Here is a 20,856-nt window from a genome sequence, read left to right as displayed (position 1 = left end):
ATATCTTTATCCCTTTTCAAAGAACTGGACCTATTTTTCATCTTTAGTTAACAGATTCATTCCAAGCATTTGAATTTTTAATTTTATATAAATCAGATATAATTGCATTTGCAGTAGGCAATGCTCCTGCTCCCTTTCCATAGAAGAATGTCTCTCCTAAATGTTCTCCATAACTCTCGATACCATTATATGCGTCTTTTACTCCATATAATTGATCCTCTTTATCCAGAAGAGATGGTTGTACATATATTTCAATCTCATTTTCAATTTTTATAGCCTCTCCTATAAGTTTAAATCTTTTTCCTAAACTTTTAGCAACTTCAACCTGCTCTTTTGTTATTTTATCAATTCCTTCTATTTTTATTTTTTCGAAATCTACAAGCTCATCCCATACTAAATATGATAATAAACTAATTTTATGAGCTGTGTCAATTCCTTTTACATCAAATGTTGGATCTAGCTCTGCATATCCATTACTCTGTGCTAAACTAAGAGCAGCTTCATAGCTACATCCCTCTTCCATCTTACTTAAGATATAGTTTGAAGTTCCATTTAAAACTCCTCTAATTCTTTTTATTCCTCCAGAAAATGTACCTTCATAGATTGAAGATACAGCTGGTGTTCCACCTGCCACCGCAGCTTCAAAGAATATTTTTACACCATTCTCTTTTGCTAATCCAAAAATCTCCTTTCCCTTTGTTGCTAAAAGATATTTATTTGCAGTTATTAGATTCTTACCATTTTTTAGGGTTTCTTTAGCTATAGAAAAGGCTACTGTGTTTCCTCCTATCAATTCAATTATTGTTTCTACACTCTCATCTTTTAAAATATCCTCATAATCTTTAGTGAATCTATAGCTACTATCTTCATTTTACCCTCCTATAAACTCTATCCAATTTTTATAAAATTCATCTCTATGATTTTCCCAATTAAAAAGTATTTCATTCTCTGGATTATTCTCTACAAAATAATTCTTAGGAATCTCTCCTCTATCTCTTTCAAATTCAAATTTTAATCGTTCAGGTTGATATTCACTATGCCCTGATATAAATATACTCTTATAATCAGCTGTTGAACACATGTATACTCCAGCTTCATCGGATTCCCCAATTATAATCAATCCCGCTTCTTCAATACTCTCCTTTTTATTGTATGTATTTCTCGAATGAGGAGCATAAAATCTATTTTTTATAAATGGATTTTTTTCTTTTACCTCATGTTCATACACACCAAATAACTTTTTATCCAACTCATATTTTTCTATTCCGAACTTTGAGTATAAAGCTCCTTGAGCACCCCAGCATATATAAATAGTTGGATGCTTATTTTTTTTAAAAAAGCTATCAATCTCTTGCCAAAAATCTACGTCTTCATAATTATATCTCTCTATTGGAGCTCCTGTTACAATGAAAGCATCATAGACATCCTCTCCTATCTTATTCATTGGAATATATTTTTCTCTTAAATAATCTAAAGATATATTTTTGTAATTATGAGTTGTGGGATATATATATTTTAACTCAATATCTCTATCTATTTTTTCAAAGATTGTTGAAAATTGATATTCAACCTCTTGTTTTATTGGCATCAAATTTACAATCCCTATCTTTATTTTAACTCACCTCCTCTAGATATTCTTTCACTTTTTCTATTCTTCTCATAATCTCTTTAGTGACATCGACTTTGTTCATTGTATATATATGAATTCCGGAAACTCCTGAGGATAAAAGATCAATTATCTGCTCAACAGCATAGGCTATTCCAGCTTCTTTTAATGCTTCTGGATTATTTTCATATCTCTCTAATATTTTCTGAAATTTTAAGGGGATCGTCGAGCCACATAACTCGGTTATCCTTTTTATCTGATTTGCATTTGTAACTGGAATAATACCTGCAACTAGCGGAATATCAATTCCTAATTTTTCACATTTTTCTTTAAAACTATAAAAATAATCATTATCAAAGAAAATTTGTGATATTAAAAAATCCGTTCCCTCTTTAACTTTCTCTCTCAAATAAAACAGATCTAAAAGATCATTTGTTTCTTGATGACCTTCAGGATAAAACGCTGCTCCAACACACAGATCACTCTCTGCTTTTATTTTTTGAATTAATTTACTTGCGTATCTAAAGTCTCCCTCAACTGATTCATTCTCTTTCGGAAAGTCTCCTCTCAAAGCTAAGACATTCTCGATATTCTCTTTTTTTAACTCTTCTAAAATATTTTCTATCTCTATTTTTTTAGCACCTACACAAGTTAAATGAGCCAAGACTTCCGTATTATGAGTATTTTTTATTCTCGATGCAATCTCTACAGTTCGTCCTCTAGTAGTTCCACCTGCACCATATGTAACACTTATAAAATCTGGTTTTAATTCTATTAGTTTATCTATTGTTTCAAAGATATTTTCAATAGGATATCTCTCATTAGGTGGAAATATTTCAAATGATATAACAGGTTTTTTCTTTTTATATATATTTTTAATTTTCATATCCTCTCCTATTTACTCAGTTCTATTGCTTTTTTTAAGTCTAAAATAAGGTCATCTATATTTTCTAAACCAACTGATATTCTTATTGTTTCAGGTTTTACTCCTGATTTTTCTAATTCAATATCACTTAATTGTCCATGTGTTGTTGAAGCTGGATGTATTATTAAAGACTTTGCATCAGCTACATTAGCTAAGTGAGAAAACAGTTCTAAAGAATCTATGAATTTTTTGCCACGGTTTCTACCACCTTTAAGTCCAAAAGTAAAGATTGATGTTGCTCCATTTTTAAGATATTTTTCTATTAATTTTTTATCGGTGTTTTCTTGAAACTCTGGATAACTTACCCACTCAACTTCATTATTTTCATATAAAAATCTAGCAATCTCTTTAGCATTTTTTACATGTCTTTCCATTCTTAGAGATAGTGTTTCTATTCCTTGGAGAATAAGAAACGCATTAAATGGTGATAGCGCTGCTCCTGTATCTCGTAAAGTTTTTACTCTGGCTTTTATTATAAATGCCGTTTCATCTAAATCGGAGTACTTCAGCCCATGATATCCATTGTCTGGAGTATTGAATGTTTGAAATTTTTCATCCTTCCAATTAAACTTTCCACCGTCAACGATTACTCCAGCTATTGAAGTTCCATGACCGCCTAAAAATTTCGTGGCTGAATGTACAACTATATCTGCTCCAAACTGAAAAGGTTTTATTAGGTATGGAGTCGCAAATGTATTGTCCACAACCAATGGAATATTATATTCATGGGCAATTAGAGATATTCCCTCAATATCTACAACATCTCCACTAGGATTTCCTAAGCTCTCTATAAAGATGACCTTTGTTTTAGAGGTGATTAATGCTCTTAACTCATCTAAATCTTTCGGATTAAAAAATCTTGATTCAACTCCATAATCTTTTATTGTATTTGCTAGAAAGTTGTATGTTCCTCCATATATATTACTTGCTGAAAGGATTTCATCACCACATTTTGCTATAGTCAAAAATGTATACGCTACAGCTGCAGCTCCAGAAGCTACAGCTAAGGCTCCAACCCCACCCTCTAGAAGAGCCACTCTCTCCTCTAATATTGCTGTTGTTGGATTTCCTAATCGTGTATATATATTCCCTGCTTCCTCTAAAGAAAATAATCTTGCTGCGTGATCACTATCTTTAAACACATATGATGATGTTTGATAAATTGGAACTGCTCTTGAACCTGTTTCTGAATCTGGATGTTGTCCTCCGTGAAGCTGAATTGTTTCAAATTTATAAGCCATAATCTATCCTCCCTTTTATAAAACAAAATTTTTAAAATAAAAAAAGCTTGAGAGACAATCTCCCAAGCTGTGTTTTAAAAGCTATATCTTCGGGAGATCTCATTTAAGCAAATCAAAATGAGTTCGTCCCAAAATTAAAAAATTAATTTTTGGTACCAACTCCCAAAGGCATCATATTCATCATTGTAGTTTTTATCGTCTTTTTAAACATATCAACCACTCCTATAAAATATTTTTTATACTATATCATACCAAAAACTTTTTTTCAATTATTTTTTTATAAAAATTTTATTTTCAAAAATTTACCTAGAAAAAGTTATATCCTAAAGTAAAGCTTACTTGCTCTAAGTTATCATTTCCTCTTCTATCACCATCTATCTCTGTTACAGAGTATAAAACTTCTGCTTGTAAAGAGAATAAATCCATTCCAACTCCAGCTCCATAGAAATATTTTCCATCTGGTTTAGAATTTGATACACTATCTCTTGTATATAAAACCTTTCCAACTTTTCCAACTACATATGGTTTTATTCCAATAGGAAATAAATTCATTTTTACTAATCCATATGCTGGAACTGTTTCAATTTCTGTTCCACTAGTTTTTCCATTGTAAGCTATCCCTACTCCAACATCTGCTAAAAGTAAAGTTTGAGTTACTTCTAAGCTCATTGTTGGTGCGTAACTTTCAAAACTTTTATCTTCTTTATTATAAGAGCTTGCATCTGTTATAGCCCCTAATCTCAAATGTGCATCCATTGAAAATGCTGCTGTACTTGCTGCTAAAAATAAAGCAATTAATCCTTTTTTCATCCTGATCTCCTCTAAAGTATTTTGTAGTAAATATATTGTATAATATTTTTATGAGAAGCTCTAGTTTTATTTTTTTATTCTATTTAAAACTACCGAAATAACTTTCTGTAACATAGAAATTTTTATACTGCTTCCTTCGAAAATTGGTTTATAATGAGTAAAAGTATCAAAAGAATACTTTCCATGATATCTACCTATCCCACTTTCACCTACTCCTCCAAAAGGAACTTTTTTGTCTACAATTTGAAGTATAGTTGCATTTATACAAACTCCTCCAGCTTTTATATCTTTTGTAGATAAATCTCCTTTTTCACTTCTAAATATATACAGTGCTAACGGCGAGGGTTTTTGTCTTAAATCCCAATAAACCTTTTCAAGACTATCATATTCTATCAAAGGTAATATCGGTCCAAATATCTCCTCTTTTGAGATTAAGTCATCCTCTTTAGGATTTAATACAATTGTAAATGGAAATTTACCTTTCTCTTTTGTTGAGTTTTCTATTTTTCCGTTTTGATATATAACTTCCTGATTCTCTAAATAACTTTCTAATCTTTCAAAGTGTTTATCATTTATGATTTTACCACCTATATCTCCATTTTTTCTAATGTATTCTCTTGTTAATTCAATGAATCTTTCCGCAGTTCCTTTAGGAATATACACATGATCTGGAGCAACACAGGTTTGGCCTCTATTAAAAAATTTACCCCAAATTATTTTATCTACACTTTCATCTAAAATAGCTTCATCCTCTATTATAACAGGGGATTTACCACCTAACTCTAAAGTTACTGGAGTTAAAGTTTCTGCTGCTTTCAAATAAATCTCTCTTCCGACCTTTGTGCTTCCAGTAAAAAATATATATTCAAATTTTTCATTCAATAATCTTTTAGCAACTGTCTCATCGCCTAATTCTACTACCACTCCATCAATTCCGCTCTCATCAATTATTTTCTTTATAACTTCACTCGAATTTTTAGAATTTTCAGATGGTTTTAATACAACTTCATTACCTGCTGCTATAGCTCCTATTAATGGTAAAAATGTTAAATTAAACGGATAATTCCAAGGCGAAAATATTAAAACCCTTCCATAGGGTTCTGGTTGAAGAATCGTACCTCCTCCTATAAAATTAAAAAAGCTTTTAATTTTTTCAGGCTCACTCCATTTTTCTAAATTTTTTATAAAAAATTCAAATTCAGAAATAACAGGATAATATTCAGATAATCGACTCTCTTCAAAACTTTTTCCTAAATCTTTATATAAGGCATCTATTATTGCTTCTTTATTCTTTTCAAAAGCTCTTTTTAGTTTCTCTAATTTTTCAGTGTTTGTCATATGAGACTTCTCCTTTCAAAAAATTATTACTTATTTTTAATACCATTTTTCTTTATTTTTCCTTTAAATTTTATTTTTAATTTTTTTTAGTTGATGAAATATAGATTTTACTCTATAATAGGGTTATTTTAAACAAAAATTTTAGGAGGATTTTTATGAAATTCAGTGATTTTAAATATAGTAGACCAAATTACGATGAAGTAAAAATTGAGTTCTCAGAATTAATGTCTGACTTAAAAGATTCTACAAATCTAAAAATACAAATTGAGATTATCGGAAAAATAAATTCAATTAGAAATACAATATCTTCTATGTCTAGCATAGCAAATATAAGACATACAATAAACACAGAAGATAAGTTTTATGATGATGAAAATGAATATTGGGATGAAATCTCCCCTCTATATCAAGAGTTAGATTCTCAATTTTATGAAATTATGGTAAATCTATCTAATAAAAATGAATTGATAGATGAATATGGCGAGCAATTTTTTAAACTTATGGAAAACAGTTTAAAAACTTTTTCTCCCGAAATAATTGAAGATTTACAAGAGGAAAATAAAGAAATATCAAAATATGTAAAACTTCTAGCTTCTGCTAAAATTTTATTTGATGGAAAAGAAAGAAATCTTTCGGGAATGACTCCATATATTTTATCTAAAGATCGTACTATCAGAAAAGCTGCTCAAGAAGCTAAATCAACATTCTTTATCAATAACGAAAAAAAGTTTGATGAAATTTTTGATAAACTAGTTAAAGTTAGAGTTAAAATTGCTAAAAAATTAGGATTTGAAAACTTTATTGAAGTAGGATATTTAAGAATGAATAGAGTTGATTATGATTCTAATATGGTTGATGTTTTCAGAAAACAAGTTATTGAAAGTATCGTTCCACTAGCTTCTTCTTTATATGAAAAGCAAAGAATAAGATTAGGTTTAGACAATCTTAAATATTATGATGAAAAATTTGAATTTAATGATGGAAATCCAACTCCAAAAGGAGATGCAAATTGGATTATAGAGCAAGGAAAGAAGATGTACCATGAGATGTCCTCTGAGACTGGAGAATTTATCGATTTTATGATCAAAAATGATCTTATGGATCTAACAACTAAAAAAGGAAAAGCTGGTGGCGGATATTGTACGTTTATTCCTGACTATAAATCTCCATTTATCTTCTCTAATTTTAACGGAACAAGTGGAGATATCGACGTATTAACACACGAAGCTGGACACGCTTTCCAAGTTTATAAATCTAGTTGGATTGAAGTTCCGGAACTTCTTTGGGCAACATATGAAAGCTCTGAGATTCACTCTATGAGTATGGAGTTTTTCACTTGGAATTGGATGGAGAACTTCTTTAAAGATGATACTGTTAAGTATAAATTCTCTCACTTAGGATCAGCTATTAAGTTCATCCCGTATGGAGTTCTTGTAGATCACTTCCAACATAAAATATATGAAAACCCTGAACTTTCAGTTACTGAAAGAAAAAAAGTGTGGAGAGATTTAGAGAAAATCTATAAACCTCACTCAGATTACAGTGAAAATCCATTCTTAGAAAGAGGAGGTTGGTGGTTCCAACAAGCTCATATCTTCGAGGTTCCATTCTACTATATAGATTATACTCTTGCACAGATTTGTGCTCTACAATTCTGGAAGAAAATGAATGAAAATTACTCTGAAGCTTGGAATGATTATCTAAATCTTTGTCATGAGGGTGGAACAAAATCATTTTTAAATCTTTTAAAAGTTGCAAAATTGAAATCTCCTTTTGAAGAAGGATGTGTAGAAAATATAATAGATTCTGTAAAAAATTATTTAGAAAAAATTTCTATCTAATGATTATAGGCCAATTTAAACGATAGTGTTATTACTATCGTTTTTTTCTTCTTTATTTATTTTTTAAAGGATTTTTTTACTATTAGTAGAATATCTTTTTATTGACACACTAACTTTTTAAGGGAGGATTAATTTTATGACAAAAATACTTTTGTTACTTTTTCTTATTAACTTCTCTGTATTTGCTAAAGTTCTTCATGTGGGCGTAATTTTAGAACACCACTCTGAATCATCTAAAGTTACTTTAGATATCCTTAAAGAAGAGTTAAGTAAAAATTTTGCAGGGACAGAATTTCAACCACAAATTTCAGAGACATTTTATCTGACGGACCACAACATACAAGAAGGTGTTAATAAACTTAATGCTAACTCTAAAATAGATAGTATTTTCATACTAAGTTGTGCTCCTTTGGAGAATATTAAAAATTTAAAATCAGATAAATTTTACTCTGTTCCTCTTGGATTTGGAAGTAAAGGTAAAAATATCTCTAGAAATATAAACTATGTTTATAGTAATCTAGATTTAAACGATCTTTTATCACCTTTCAAAGAACTTTCAGGTGTAAATGAAATTGATGTTTTAATTTCAAATATGGATACAAATAACTTGAAACTTTTAGAGCAAAAAACATCTATTCCTGGAGTTAAAATTAACGTTATGAGATCATCAAAAGAAAATCTTTTTAACGCATCAAATAGAGGTGTTCCATCTTTTCTTATAGATTTTAATGAAGAATTGGATCCTTACGCTTATTCTGGATTAACTCTTGATAAAGAACTTAGAAAAAGATTAAGAGCAGCATCTCTTAACTATATGTTCTTTAAAACTAAAAAAGATATGGGGCAAATTGTAGAGGTGAATGAACCTAGAAAAGATATCTACTTAAATGCTCCTGTTGCAAGCAAAATTGGATTATATCCAAATCTTATTTTTTTACAAGAGATTTCGCATTTAAATGAAAGTAGATTAAAATACCCAATACTTACACTAAAGACAGCAGTTGACAGAGCATTAAATGAGAATTTAGATTTATTACAAATTAAGCAAAATGTATTCACTAGTTACTATAGCTCAAAAGTTGCTAATTCCAAAAGACTTCCTCAACTTACAGCTAACATGAACTACAACGCTTTAGACGATCGATCACCTACATTTATTCAAGGTGCAGCTACTAATAGTGTTACTTCGTACTTACAATTATCTCAAGTTATTTTTAGTGATCAAATTAATGCTAGCGTGTTTATTGAAAAACTAGCTTTAGATTCTAGTCGAAAAGCTTACGAACAAGAACAACTAAATACTATTTATTATGTTGCTTCTACTTATGTATACCTTCTTCAATTAAATGCACAACTTGAAATCCAAATGAGTAACTACAGTCTTTTAAGAGAAACACTAGATGTCGCTAAGATAAATTATAATGTTGGTGCTGGTGGATTACAAGATGTATATAGATTACAATCTGATGTTGCTGGTGCTTTATCTAATATATCTAATGTTAAAGGTGAGATTCGTTCTCAAGAAATCTATTTAAATAGTTTATTGAATTATCCAAAAGATAATAGATATTCATATGAAAATATCAATAATATAGAAAATTATTTTCTTTTAAGCAATAATTTAGGTAAAAATTTCAGTTTTGGTTCTGAAAAATCAAAAAAAATAGAAAACTTTTTAGTTAAAGAGACTATTTTAAACTCTAATGCTTTACAACAACTTGACAATACTATCAAAAGTAAAGAGAGAGAATACACTGCTAATAGCAGAGAAAGATATTTACCAACTGTTAAAGCTTTTGGAAATTATAATAAAAATAATATTGTTACACCTTGGGGGAAAAATTCAAATCGAAATTTTCCAGATGAATATTGGGAAGCTGGTGTTGGAGTATCTCTTCCTATAATAAGTGGTGGGGAGATTCACTACAATGCTCAAAAGATTGAGAGTGAACTTAAATCTTTAGAATATAATAAACTTTCTCTTACTAATAATCTTACAAAAGAGGTTTTACAAGTTTATACAGAGCTTCTAACAAATTATGTTCAAAGCTACACAACACAAATATCCTCTGATGTAGCTAAAAAAAATCTAGATATTGTTAAGAATCTTTACGCTGAAGGAAGTATTAGTATTACAGATTTTCTATCTGCACAAAACAATGCATTGAGTCAAGAGTTAAATCACGTTATTGAAAACTTCAATTTAATTAACTCGACTTTAAAACTTGAAAATCTTTACGGAAAATCTTCTATTACCCTTAGCGATCCAGAAAAACAACATCTACTTTTAAAACTTCAAAAAGAGATTGAAAATTAGGAGGATTATTATGAAAAATAAAATTTTAGTTACTATAAGCTTACTTCTTCTTCTTAGTTGTGGAAAAGAAAAATTAACAGAGGAAGCTCTAGAAGTGAAACCTGTTGTTTTTGAAGTAGTAGAACCTAAAGAGAATAGTGTTATAAGAACATACTCAGGAACAATTAGCTCTGAAGCCCTATCAAATCTTAGTTTCAGAGTATCTGGTACTATAAATAAAAGAATTGCACAACTTGGAGATAGTGTTAAACAAGGACAAATCCTTGCAACTCTTGATCCGGCAGAATATAATTTAAGTTACGAAAAATCTTTATCTGATCTAGCTCAAGGAAATGCTGTTTTTGCTGAAGCTGAAGCTAACTTTAAAAGATCAGAGGCTCTTTACTTAGAAAATAGTATCTCTAAAGCATCTTATGATAGTGCTATTGCACAATACAAATCGGCCTTGTCTAATGTCAAAGCTTTAACTGATGCCTCGAGCTTAGCTAAGTTGAAAGTTGAATATACATACTTAAAAGCTCCACAAGATGGAACTATCGGACAAGTTAAAAGTGAAGTAAATCAAGTGGTAAGTCCTGAAGCTGTTGTTTTCGTACTAAGTAGTGATGGAGATAGAAATGTGGAATTTAATGTATCACAATCTGTAATCGGTTCAATATCTGCAGGACAACCTGTTGATATTTTGATAACGTCTTTAAACAACAAAAAGGTTAAAGGTATTATCACAAATATAGGAACATTATCTGTAGGATACGGTAGTACATATCCTGTCAAAGCGAAAATTACAGAAGTCGCTCCTGATGTAAAAGTTGGTATGATTGCAAATATTATAATTGATACAATTGAAGGAACAGAACCAATTATATCTCTTCCATTAAGCTCAATTGTAACTGGTTCAGATAATCAAAAATATGTTTATGTCGTTAAAAATATTGAAAATAATACAGGAGTAGCTTTAAAACAAAAGGTTGAAATATCTTCGTCCCCTGCTAGTGATGGAATCGTAATTTTAAATGGTCTATCTAAAGGTGATGTTGTTATTACTAAAGGAAGCAACCAAGTAAAAGAGAATCAAAAAGTTTCTCTTATAAAAGGGGAGATCTGATATGAACTTAACAGAATTGGCTATTAAAAATAAGGTTACCGCCTATATGCTTTTTACTCTTCTACTTATATTTGGATATATGTCATATGATAAATCTGAAAAAGCTGAAGACCCAGGTTTTACTATAAAGGTCGCTCTTATTACTACTAACTGGCCTGGTGCTACTGCAAAACAGATGGCTGATTTAGTTAGTAAAAGAATAACTGACCAAGTTCAAAATATGGATGCTTTAAAATATGTTGAATCAAAAAATATAGATGGTCAATCTAATGTTTATGTAAATATTAAAAGTGGTTATAAAGATTTAAAACCTGTTTGGCAAGAGCTAAGAGATAGAATTAATACATTCGTAGTTCCAGCTCTTCCACAAGGTGTTCAAAGTCCACAAATAAATACATATTTTGGAGATGTCTATGGGACTCTTCTTGCTATAGGAGGAGATGGTTATTCAAATGAAGAACTTTATGAAACCGCGGCTAAATTAAAGGATTCGCTTCTTTTCTCTGTTCCAGAAATTGGTAGAATCGATATCAGTGGAGTACAGAGTGAAGCAATCTATATTGATATTGACAATAAACTTCTATCACAAACAGGTGTGACTTTAGATAATATTTTGTCTACACTTTCAAATCTAAATGTTATCATTAAAGGTGGAGATTTGGTTATTGATAATGATAGATTGAAACTTAATCCTTCAGGAAACTTTGAAAATCTTGAAGATATAAAAAATACCGTTATCACAAGCAGTGATGGAAAATCAAATATCTATTTAAAAGAGATTGCTAACATATATAACGGATATCAAGAGCCTTCAAATTATTCAATAGATTTTAATGGAAATAATGCCATAACTCTTGGTGTTTCTCTTGGAGCCGGTCAAGATATTTTAGTCATGAGTGATGGGATAAAAACAGCCTTATCTGAATTCAAGAAAAATTTACCTATAGGTCTAGAGATTGGTGAAATCTATTATCAACCAGATTTAGTTCAAGTTAAAGTTACATCATTTATTGTAAACTTATTTCAAGCTATAACAACTATTGTTTTGGTTATGCTTATATTTTTAGGACTTAGATCTGGACTTATTGTTGCTGCACTTACTCCAACGTCAATAGCCTTTACTCTTATTGGTCTTTACTACATGGGCTATGGAATAAATCAGATTACCTTGGCTGGTTTAATAATCGCACTCGGTATGCTTGTTGATAATGCTGTTGTTATGTCTGAAAATATAATTGTACTTATGGAAAATGGTGAAGATCGTTTGAGTGCTTGTTTAAAATCAGCTCAATCGCTATCTATTCCTCTTTTAGTTAGTTCTATTACAACTATTATGGCTTTCTCTCCTATCATTTTAAATAAAGAGGACATGGGAGAATATGTTGGACCACTAACTATTGTTGTTGCTTTAGCACTTTTTGGTTCATGGATTATCAATCAAACTTTAATTCCTCTTCTATGTTTTGATTTTATTAAAATTAAAGAGGGTGCTAAACAAAATTTAAATAGTAAAGCATATATTACATATAGACGTGTACTTTTATTTGTACTAAAAAATCAAAAATTAACTTTAGTTACTGCAGTAGCATCTCTATTCTTAGGATTGATTCTTTTAGGTCGAGTTCCGAGTAACTTTATGCCAGCTTCTACAGATCCAATAATGTCAACATTTATTAGATTACCAAAAGGAACTGATATTAACTATACACGTGAAGTTGTTAATGATGTGAATCAATTTATAAAGCAAAATTATGCGACTGGAGAACAAAAAGCACTGCCCCCTACTATTTGGGATTACATTACAACTGGAGGTACATCTTCTGTTTATGAAAAACCAGGTGTTTTAAGTTGGGGATCTTTTATTGGTGGTGGAGCTGCTAAATTCGCAACTGGATATACCCCTGAAACAAGATTAACAGAATATGCGTACATTATGTATAACTTAACAGATTATACACTTATTCCTAAAATATCAACAGAAGTAAACCAATATTTAAAAACTAAATATCCAAGTATTGATGTGGTTTCAAAAGGTTTAGCTAGTGGAGTAACTCTTGAAAAAGATTTAGGATATGTACTAGCTTCTAATGATATTCCAAAACTGAAAGCTGCTGCTGCAGAATTAAAAGAAAAACTTTCAGAAACACCTGGAGCACTCTCTGTGTCTGATGCTTGGGGAAATGAAGTTCCGGATATAAAAATAGAGATAAATCAAGAAAAAGCTCAACTTGCTGGATTTAACAATGATACAATCGGTAAAGTTTTACAATTCGTTTTACAAGGATATACTGCAACAACATTTAGAGATTTTAGCGCACCTGCTCAAAGTACAATAATCCCTGTTATTGTAAGAGGAAAACATACTTACAAAGACGATATAAAATCTATTGAGTCTATCGAACTTATAAATTCAAAAGGTGAAGCAGTTCCTCTAAGACAAATAGCTGATATTAAATTGGACTATCGTCCTTTCTATGTTTCAACTAGAAATCTAGCTTACTCTATACAAGTTGATGCTGCTGTAGATCCAGCTACAACACCACTTGAAGTCAATAAAAATATTGATCCTTGGATCCAAGAGAAATTAAAAGAGTGGGGACCAGATATTAAATACTATCCAGCTGGAATAATGAAAACATCTTCTGAGAATCAGAGTGCTTTATTTGCTCAGGTTCCTGTTGCTATTCTTATGATGTTTGTTCTTGTAGTTGGTCAATTTAACTCTTTGAAAAAAGGTCTTACAATTATGCTTGTTATTCCTTTATCACTTTTAGGAATTGCAATTGGTCTACTTGTTACAAATACAGAGTTAGGGTTTATGGCAATGGTTGGAATAATCTCTCTTGCTGGAGTTGTTTTAAACCACGCTATTATTCTAGTTGATAAAATGACTCTTGAAAAAGAACTTGGACGTACAGAACAAGATGCCATTGTTTTCGGATGTCAATCAAGACTTAGACCAATATTTTTAACAGTTGCGACTACTTTAGTTGGACTTTTACCACTTTATTTCTTTGGTGGTCCTTTATTCCAACCTTTAGCTGTAGTTCTTATATTCGGATTAGCTTCTGATACAGTTTTAGCTTTAGCTGTTATTCCTGTTATATATGCAACTTTCTATAGAACTAAATTTAAAGACTATATTTATGATGAATCTCGTTTAATCGGTGAATAATATTAAAAAGGGTCATGAGAAAAATAAATCTCATAACCCTTTTTTTATAAAATCTCATTCAATAATGTTTCCATCTCTTTTCTTAAAATACTACGTTCTCCATTCCAATGATTTACAATTATTGTAAATGCATATTTCTTCCCATTTTTTTCTGCATACCCTGCATATGATTGAATCCCGCTCATACTTCCGCTCTTCACTTTAACTTTTCCTTCTAAAGATGTATTTTTCAAAAATATTGCAACAGTTCCATCTTTACCAGCTACTGGAAGAAGATTTTCTAAACCTGATTCAGAATATGCCAATATTTGTGTTAAAAGTTTAGCTGAAATAACATTTCCTCTCGACAGCCCACTTCCATCTCTTAAAATTAGTGAGTGTACGTCCATTCCTTTCTCTTTCCAAAACTTTTCTATATCTACACCTTTTGTTTTTTGAATCAATTGAAATAAATGTTCTGTATAGTGATTATCACTTCTTGTTAAAAGTATTTTAACTATTTCAGAAATAGGGGGTGATTTTGTAACAGCGATAATTTTTGGATTTTTTGGTCTTTGTGATGTCAATCTTGCTGTTGTCACTTTTCCTTTAAATTCTACATTTTCTCTTTTTAAATGATGTGAAAAATATTGACCTAAAAATAATCCTGGATCAGGAATATCACTTTGAATTGTCAAACCATTCTTATTTTGTGGAACGGCTCCAAAAATTCTTCTCTTATTTTCTAAAGGCACGCCTCTCACTGATATCTCTCTTTTTCCTCCAGTTGTAACTAATCCTTGATTATCAAAAATCAATCCTGATATCTCTGGCTTTGTTCTAATCACTTCGGGTTTTTTTCCTGAAACTTCTGTTTTTAAATATAGAGTATATAAATTATCAAATACACTTATTCCATATGTCCCTTGTCCATAATTGGTTCCCATATCCTCCCAAAGCCATTTTCCTGGAATCCCTTCATATCCAAAAAGATCATCTAAAACAATTATATTTCCATCTATTGATTTTATTCCTATTCTTTTAACTTCATTTATCCATGTTTTTAAAAAAGCTTCTCTATCTATTGAGATTCCATCCGAACCTAAAGTTGGGTCTCCACCGCCTTGAATATATATATCCCCTTTTAGAATCCCTTCCTTAGATATTACTCCATCATAGAAAACTTTTGTTTCTAAAACACTATCTGCACCCAATACTTCTAGAGCCGTAGCCCCTGTAACAACCTTTAAAACTGAAGCTGGCACCAGTGCTGCTTCCTCTCTATAACTATCTACTACCTTGCCACTTCCTAATTCAATTGCATAAAAACCTACATTCCCATGCTCTAATACTTCTGAATTCACAAATCGAGTTAATGCTTTTGATTTTTCTGAAGATTCCTGATTAGTTACTGGTATTGAAATTGTTTTCTCAATATTTTCTGGAAGCACTAATTGTTGATCAACAAAACTATCTTTTCTATTTGTGTTAGTACACGCTGTTAAAAAAGCTGTAATTAATGCTAAATATAGAAATTTTCTCTTCATAATTCACCCCTCTGTGTCGTAAATATAATATCTATTATAGCATAAAAAAAACTTAGAATTTCTATTTTCTAAGTTTTTTTAATTTTCTATATTTTATTTAATAGTAACTCTTTATCTACTTTTCCCTCTTTTTTCCACTGAGAGTATTCGGCAATACTTGTAAATAAAACATCAGTTGAAGAGTTTAAAGCTGTTTCACAAGAATCTTGAATCACTCCAATTACAAATCCTACTCCTACAACTTGCATAGCTATATCATTTGAAATTCCAAACAAACTACATGCCAGTGGAATTAATAGAAGTGATCCTCCGGCAACTCCAGAAGCACCACAAGCACTTATTGCTGCTACCAAACTTAAAATAACTGCTGAAAGAAAGTCTACTTCAACACCTAGCGTATGTGCTGCACTCAATGCAAAAACAGATATTGTAACCGCAGCTCCTGCCATGTTTATTGTCGCACCTAAAGGAATCGAAACAGAATACATATCTTTTTCTAACCCCATTTTCTCACATAGATTCATATTTACAGGTATGTTAGCTGCTGAACTTCTTGTAAAGAAAGCTGTTAATCCACTCTCTCTCAAACAAGTAAAAACTAGTGGATATGGATTTTTCCCCATCATTAAAAAGGCAATCAATGGATTAACAACAAATGCTACAACTGCCATACATCCTAAAAGTAATACTAAAATTTTACCATAAGAAAGTAATCCACTACTTCCACTTTCAATAACTGAAGAAAAAACTAATCCCATAACACCAAAAGGAGTAAATTCAATTATTACTTTAACAACTTTTAAAAGTGCGTTTGAGGCATCTGTTACAACATTTTTTGTAGATTCATTAGCTTCTTTTAAAAATATTCCTAATAAAGAACTCCAGAACAATATACCTATATAGTTTCCATTTAAAATGGCTTTTACTGGATTATCTATCAAATTTAATAGCAATGTTTTTAATACTCCAACTATATTTTGAGGTGCTGAGCTCATACTAGCATTTGACACTAAAGATAAATTTACTGGAAATACAAAACTTCCTATAACTGCTACTAAACTAGCTAAAAAAGTTCCTAATAAATATAAGACTACTATTGACTTTATATTTGTTTTCTGACCTTTTTTGTGTTGAACTATTGCTGATAACACTAAAAAGAATACTAAGATTGGAGCAACCGCCTTTAAAGCCCCTACAAAAAGATCTCCAAATATAGTTATCCATCCCATAGCATCAGGCATTATATACGCAAAGACAACTCCTATAACCAATCCTACCAAAACTCTTTTTACTAATCCAATACTACACCAATTTTTAAAAATCTTATCCATCTTCAATCTCCTCCTGTCTCCATTGTAAAAACAACTGTTTCCAATTAAGAGACAATATAACATATATTTTTTTAGAATACAAGTTTTTTTTATATAGACATATTTTTTTTTTAGAGTTATACTATAAAAAACGTATATAAATCCGGAGGTTTTTATGAATGGAAAATTCTTAGTCGTAGATAAATCAATTCTTCCAGATTATTTAGAAAAAGTAATTGCTGTAAGAACTCTTCTAGAAGAAGGGAAATCTCAAAATGTTAGTGAAGCTGTTAAAATAGTAGGTATAAGCCGTAGCACTTATTATAAATATAAAGATTTTGTCTTTCTTCCCTCTGATAATTCTCTCGGTAAGAAAGCTTTAATCTCTCTTATGCTTTCTCATAAAAAAGGAGCACTTTCAGAAGTTTTAAATTTTTTATCATCTGTCAATTGTAATATTATTACAATAAATCAAAATATTCCCATAAATAATGTTGCATCTGTTGTTATATCTTTTGAAATTGCTTCTGCAACTCTTCCTCCAGAAGACATTGTCCACGAACTAAAAAAAATAAGTTGTGTCAAAATGTCTAGACTTTTAGCATTTGAATAAACTTTAAAAATGTCAACTTTTAATTTTTGATAAAGTTGACATTTTTTTATTTTAATTATAAAATATAAGAAAAAATATAGAGGAGAAAATATGTCAACTAAAGAACTTATCATCTCTATTTTAGAGGAGAATAAAGGTCAATATCTCTCTGGAGAAGCCATCGGAAAGAAACTTCACATATCTAGAGCTGCTGTTTCTAAGGCTATTAAAGAGTTAAAAAATAATGGATATACAATTCTTTCTGTCAATAAAAAAGGGCACTGTATTCCTACTAAAAGTAATACTCTTTCGGCTATTGAAATTAAAAAAAACCTTAAATATGATAATGAGATTATAATAAAAAACAGCATCGATTCTACAAATACAGATGGAAAACGATTTTTAATTGAAAATCCGACTCATGGAACTACAATTATTGCTAATGAGCAAACAAATGGAAGAGGACGTAAAGGTAGATATTTCTTTTCGCCAAAAGATACGGGAATATATATGAGTATTCTTTTAAAGCCCGAGCTTTTAGCTTTAGAAAATCCATTAAAAATAACTATAGCTACAGCTGTCGCTATAACAAAAAGTATTGATGAACTTTGTCAAAAAAATACTCTTATCAAATGGGTTAATGATATATATATTGAAGATAAAAAGATAGCTGGTATTTTAACAGAAGCTACTACTGACTTTGAAAGTGGATCTATCGAAAATATTATTATAGGAATTGGAATAAACTTTAATACGACTACTTTCCCGGAAGAGTTATCTACAATAGCTGGATCAATATTCTCTGAAGAGGAGTATTTTGTAAACAGAAATGAGTTAATCGCACAAATTTTAAATGAAATTATGGATATTACAAACGATTTAAATAACGAAAATATAATAAAAAAATATAGAGAAAAATCTTTCTTAATTGGAAGAGATATAGTATTTTTTGAAAAAGAGATTGAAAATTCTGGAAAAGTTATTGATATAGATGATAACGGTTACCTCATAGTTGACACAATTTCTGGATCGAAAAAAACACTCTATGCAGGGGAGGTTAGTATTAAATGGTAGAGAATGTTTTTCTTAATCTTTACTTTATCGGAATTTTAGCTATTGGATATAACTCTTTCAAAAAAATAAAAAGTAGTTCTCACTTTTTTATAGCAAATCGAGAAGCAAATGTTTTTCAAGTAACTGGAAGTCTGCTTGCAACAGTTCTTGGAAGCTCAGCAATTTTAGGAAATGTTGCTTCAACATATCATATTGGATGGGCAGGTATATGGCTTTTATTATGTGCAGCCTTTGGTTTATCAATGCTTTTACCTCTCGTTAAAAAATTTGAAAAATTTAAGGGGTATAATCTACCTGAATTATTGGGTAGCTTCCACGGAGATGAAGTTAGAATTCTAAGTTCTTTTATTATTTCTATCGCTTGGATTGGAATTGTTGCTGCTCAAATCATGGGAGCCGCTCAAATTATGGGAATCATTAGTAACTTCTCTTATTTTGAAAGCGTTCTTTTGAGTGGAACGATATTTATAATCTACACTATTTTAGGTGGGCAACTTTCTATAATAAAAACTGATTGTATTCAACTTATTTTTATTTTGCTTGGAATAGTCTTATGTTTTTTATTTTTACCTGATTTTAATTCAGAATATGTTCCACTTAATATCATAAATGAAAAATTTAATAATTTTGATCTTTTAGTTTTAATTCTTACATATTCATCAACTTTCTTAGTTGGTCCGGATATATATTCAAGAATTTTTTGTGCTAAAAATACTGAGGTAGCTAAAAAATCTATTATTATTAGTATTAGTGTTTTAATACCACTGGCATTTATTTTAACAAAAATTGGAATATATGCTGCTGGTGCGTACCCAAATTTAAGTGGTGGAGAATCTCCACTATTGCATGTCGCTGCTCATACTTTACCAAAAGGTATCAGTTTATTACTTTATTTTGGACTGTTATCTGCAATTATTTCAACAGCGGACACTTGCTTGCTTACTTCAGCATCTATATTTACAGAGATTTTTACAAAAAATTTAGAAAATAAAAAATCTATTAAATTAACTAGAGTTTCAATCGCTATTTTTGGAGTTTTTAGTATATTAGTTGCTTTAAAATTAAAGTTTATATTGAGTTCTCTTTTATTAGCTCTTTCTGTTTATTCTGGAGCTCTTATTATTCCTGCTTTTGCTGGAATTTTAGGTTTTAGATTTAAAAAAGAATTTGTTATTGGAGCTATTATTTTAGGTGGTGGAATAGCTTTACTCGGAAAAATTTATGGTGGTAGCAACGCAAACTATATTTTAATCTTTGCATTCTTTATAAATTCAGTAACTTTAATGCTTGGAAGAAAAAAATAAATTTAATAACTTTCTAAATTGCAAGAGGTTTTCCGCCTCTTGTAATTTTATTTAAAAATATCTTGATTTTCAAAATATTTTATTATATAATCAAACTAACAAGATTGAAGGAGGCTTTTATCATGAAAATTGGAGTTTTTTATGGAAGTACTACTGGAGTTACTGAATCTATTGCACAAAAAGTTGCAACCTTATTAGGTGGAGATATTTTTCATGCAGGAGATATTGAAAAAATTTCTGGATACGATTTAGCTATTTTAGCTGCATCAACTTGGGGATTTGGAGATATACAGGATGATTGGATTGGACCTCTACAAAATTTAAAATCTTATAATCTCTCTGGAAAGAAAGTGGCAATTATTGGTGTGGGAGACCAAGAAGCTTTCTCTTCGAGCTTTGTTAATGGAATGAGAGATCTTTATGAAGCTGCATCTACAGCCGAAGCAACAATTATAGGATTCACTTCAACTGATGGATATTCTTTTGACGAATCGACAGCTATTGAAAATGATAAATTTATTGGTTTAGTTATAGATGAAGCAAATCAAAGCTCTTTAACAGAAGATAGAATCAAATCATGGATTGAATTTCTTAAATCTTAGTAATTAGTAAATTGTATTTAATTATTTGATGGGTCTAATTAAATATTTGTGTAAACCTTCAAGTTGGGGTAATATTAAATTATCTAACTT

At 30.3% G+C, this 20,856-nt stretch carries 15 protein-coding genes and 1 pseudogene; 8 read left to right on the top strand and 8 right to left on the bottom strand.

Features of this window, described 5'->3' with window-relative positions; all coding sequences use genetic code 11:
• Positions 1 to 43: 43 nt before the first annotated feature.
• From L988_RS11045 to L988_RS11020, 6 genes and pseudogenes are all read right to left on the bottom strand, one after another.
• Positions 44 to 850 (bottom strand): annotated as a pseudogene (locus L988_RS11045) (homoserine dehydrogenase); the annotation flags it as partial.
• A 21-nt stretch (positions 851 to 871) separates the two neighbouring features.
• A complete protein-coding gene (locus L988_RS11040; RefSeq protein ID WP_255359941.1) occupies positions 872 to 1,600 on the bottom strand; it encodes a homoserine O-succinyltransferase in 729 nt (242 codons plus the stop codon).
• Between the two features lie 13 nt (positions 1,601 to 1,613).
• Positions 1,614 to 2,492, bottom strand: coding sequence for a methylenetetrahydrofolate reductase [NAD(P)H] (metF, locus tag L988_RS11035; protein ID WP_047384254.1), 879 nt, complete (start codon positions 2,490 to 2,492; stop codon positions 1,614 to 1,616).
• A gap of 8 nt (positions 2,493 to 2,500) precedes the next feature.
• Complete coding sequence (locus tag L988_RS11030) at positions 2,501 to 3,772, bottom strand: O-acetylhomoserine aminocarboxypropyltransferase/cysteine synthase family protein (protein ID WP_047384252.1); 1,272 nt, start codon at positions 3,770 to 3,772, stop codon at positions 2,501 to 2,503.
• A 306-nt stretch (positions 3,773 to 4,078) separates the two neighbouring features.
• Positions 4,079 to 4,582, bottom strand: a complete 504-nt coding sequence (locus L988_RS11025; protein ID WP_047384251.1) for a hypothetical protein — start codon at positions 4,580 to 4,582, stop codon at positions 4,079 to 4,081.
• Positions 4,583 to 4,648: 66 nt separating this feature from the next.
• Positions 4,649 to 5,920, bottom strand: a complete 1,272-nt coding sequence (locus L988_RS11020; protein ID WP_052191823.1) for an aldehyde dehydrogenase family protein — start codon at positions 5,918 to 5,920, stop codon at positions 4,649 to 4,651.
• A gap of 155 nt (positions 5,921 to 6,075) precedes the next feature.
• Here L988_RS11020 and L988_RS11015 point away from each other — a divergent pair, with 155 nt between their 5' ends.
• The 4 genes from L988_RS11015 (at position 6,076) to L988_RS11000 (ending at position 14,358) form a co-directional block, all read left to right on the top strand.
• Positions 6,076 to 7,761 (top strand): M3 family oligoendopeptidase, encoded by a 1,686-nt coding sequence (locus L988_RS11015; RefSeq protein ID WP_047384249.1) that lies wholly within the window; start codon positions 6,076 to 6,078, stop codon positions 7,759 to 7,761.
• 136 nt (positions 7,762 to 7,897) lie between these two features.
• Positions 7,898 to 10,078, top strand: coding sequence for a TolC family protein (locus L988_RS11010; protein ID WP_047384248.1), 2,181 nt, complete (start codon positions 7,898 to 7,900; stop codon positions 10,076 to 10,078).
• A gap of 10 nt (positions 10,079 to 10,088) precedes the next feature.
• Positions 10,089 to 11,183: an efflux RND transporter periplasmic adaptor subunit gene (locus L988_RS11005; protein ID WP_047384246.1), complete on the top strand. Its 1,095-nt coding sequence runs from the start codon at positions 10,089 to 10,091 to the stop codon at positions 11,181 to 11,183.
• Position 11,184: 1 nt separating this feature from the next.
• Entirely contained in the window at positions 11,185 to 14,358 is a 3,174-nt protein-coding gene (locus L988_RS11000; RefSeq protein ID WP_047384244.1) for an efflux RND transporter permease subunit, read from the top strand.
• Positions 14,359 to 14,402: 44 nt separating this feature from the next.
• Here the strand turns inward: L988_RS11000 and dacB are convergent, their stop codons facing one another.
• Positions 14,403 to 15,884 carry a D-alanyl-D-alanine carboxypeptidase/D-alanyl-D-alanine-endopeptidase gene (gene dacB / locus L988_RS10995; protein ID WP_081982648.1) on the bottom strand — a complete coding sequence of 494 codons (1,482 nt, stop codon included), beginning with the start codon at positions 15,882 to 15,884 and terminating at the stop codon, positions 14,403 to 14,405.
• Between the two features lie 86 nt (positions 15,885 to 15,970).
• Positions 15,971 to 17,215, bottom strand: a complete 1,245-nt coding sequence (gene sstT / locus L988_RS10990) for a serine/threonine transporter SstT (protein ID WP_047384240.1) — start codon at positions 17,213 to 17,215, stop codon at positions 15,971 to 15,973.
• Positions 17,216 to 17,369: 154 nt separating this feature from the next.
• Between sstT and L988_RS10985 the strand changes: the two genes are divergently transcribed.
• The 4 genes from L988_RS10985 to L988_RS10970 all read left to right on the top strand — a co-directional run bounded on the left by L988_RS10985 (position 17,370) and on the right by L988_RS10970 (position 20,766).
• Complete coding sequence (locus L988_RS10985; RefSeq protein WP_047384239.1) at positions 17,370 to 17,807, top strand: ACT domain-containing protein; 438 nt, start codon at positions 17,370 to 17,372, stop codon at positions 17,805 to 17,807.
• Positions 17,808 to 17,897: 90 nt separating this feature from the next.
• Positions 17,898 to 18,860 (top strand): biotin--[acetyl-CoA-carboxylase] ligase, encoded by a 963-nt coding sequence (locus L988_RS10980; protein ID WP_047384238.1) that lies wholly within the window; start codon positions 17,898 to 17,900, stop codon positions 18,858 to 18,860.
• Positions 18,854 to 20,164 (top strand): sodium:solute symporter family protein, encoded by a 1,311-nt coding sequence (locus L988_RS10975; RefSeq protein ID WP_047384236.1) that lies wholly within the window; start codon positions 18,854 to 18,856, stop codon positions 20,162 to 20,164. The genes L988_RS10980 and L988_RS10975 overlap by 7 nt, the downstream gene beginning before the upstream one ends.
• Before the next feature lie 122 nt (positions 20,165 to 20,286).
• Entirely contained in the window at positions 20,287 to 20,766 is a 480-nt protein-coding gene (locus L988_RS10970; RefSeq protein ID WP_052191822.1) for a flavodoxin, read from the top strand.
• Positions 20,767 to 20,856: the final 90 nt, after the last annotated feature.

The sequence above is a fragment of the Cetobacterium sp. ZWU0022 genome (assembly GCF_000800875.1).
Lineage (GTDB): Bacteria > Fusobacteriota > Fusobacteriia > Fusobacteriales > Fusobacteriaceae > Cetobacterium_A.
Note: the sequence above shows the minus strand (reverse complement) of the source record. Positions and strands in the feature narration are given on the sequence as shown.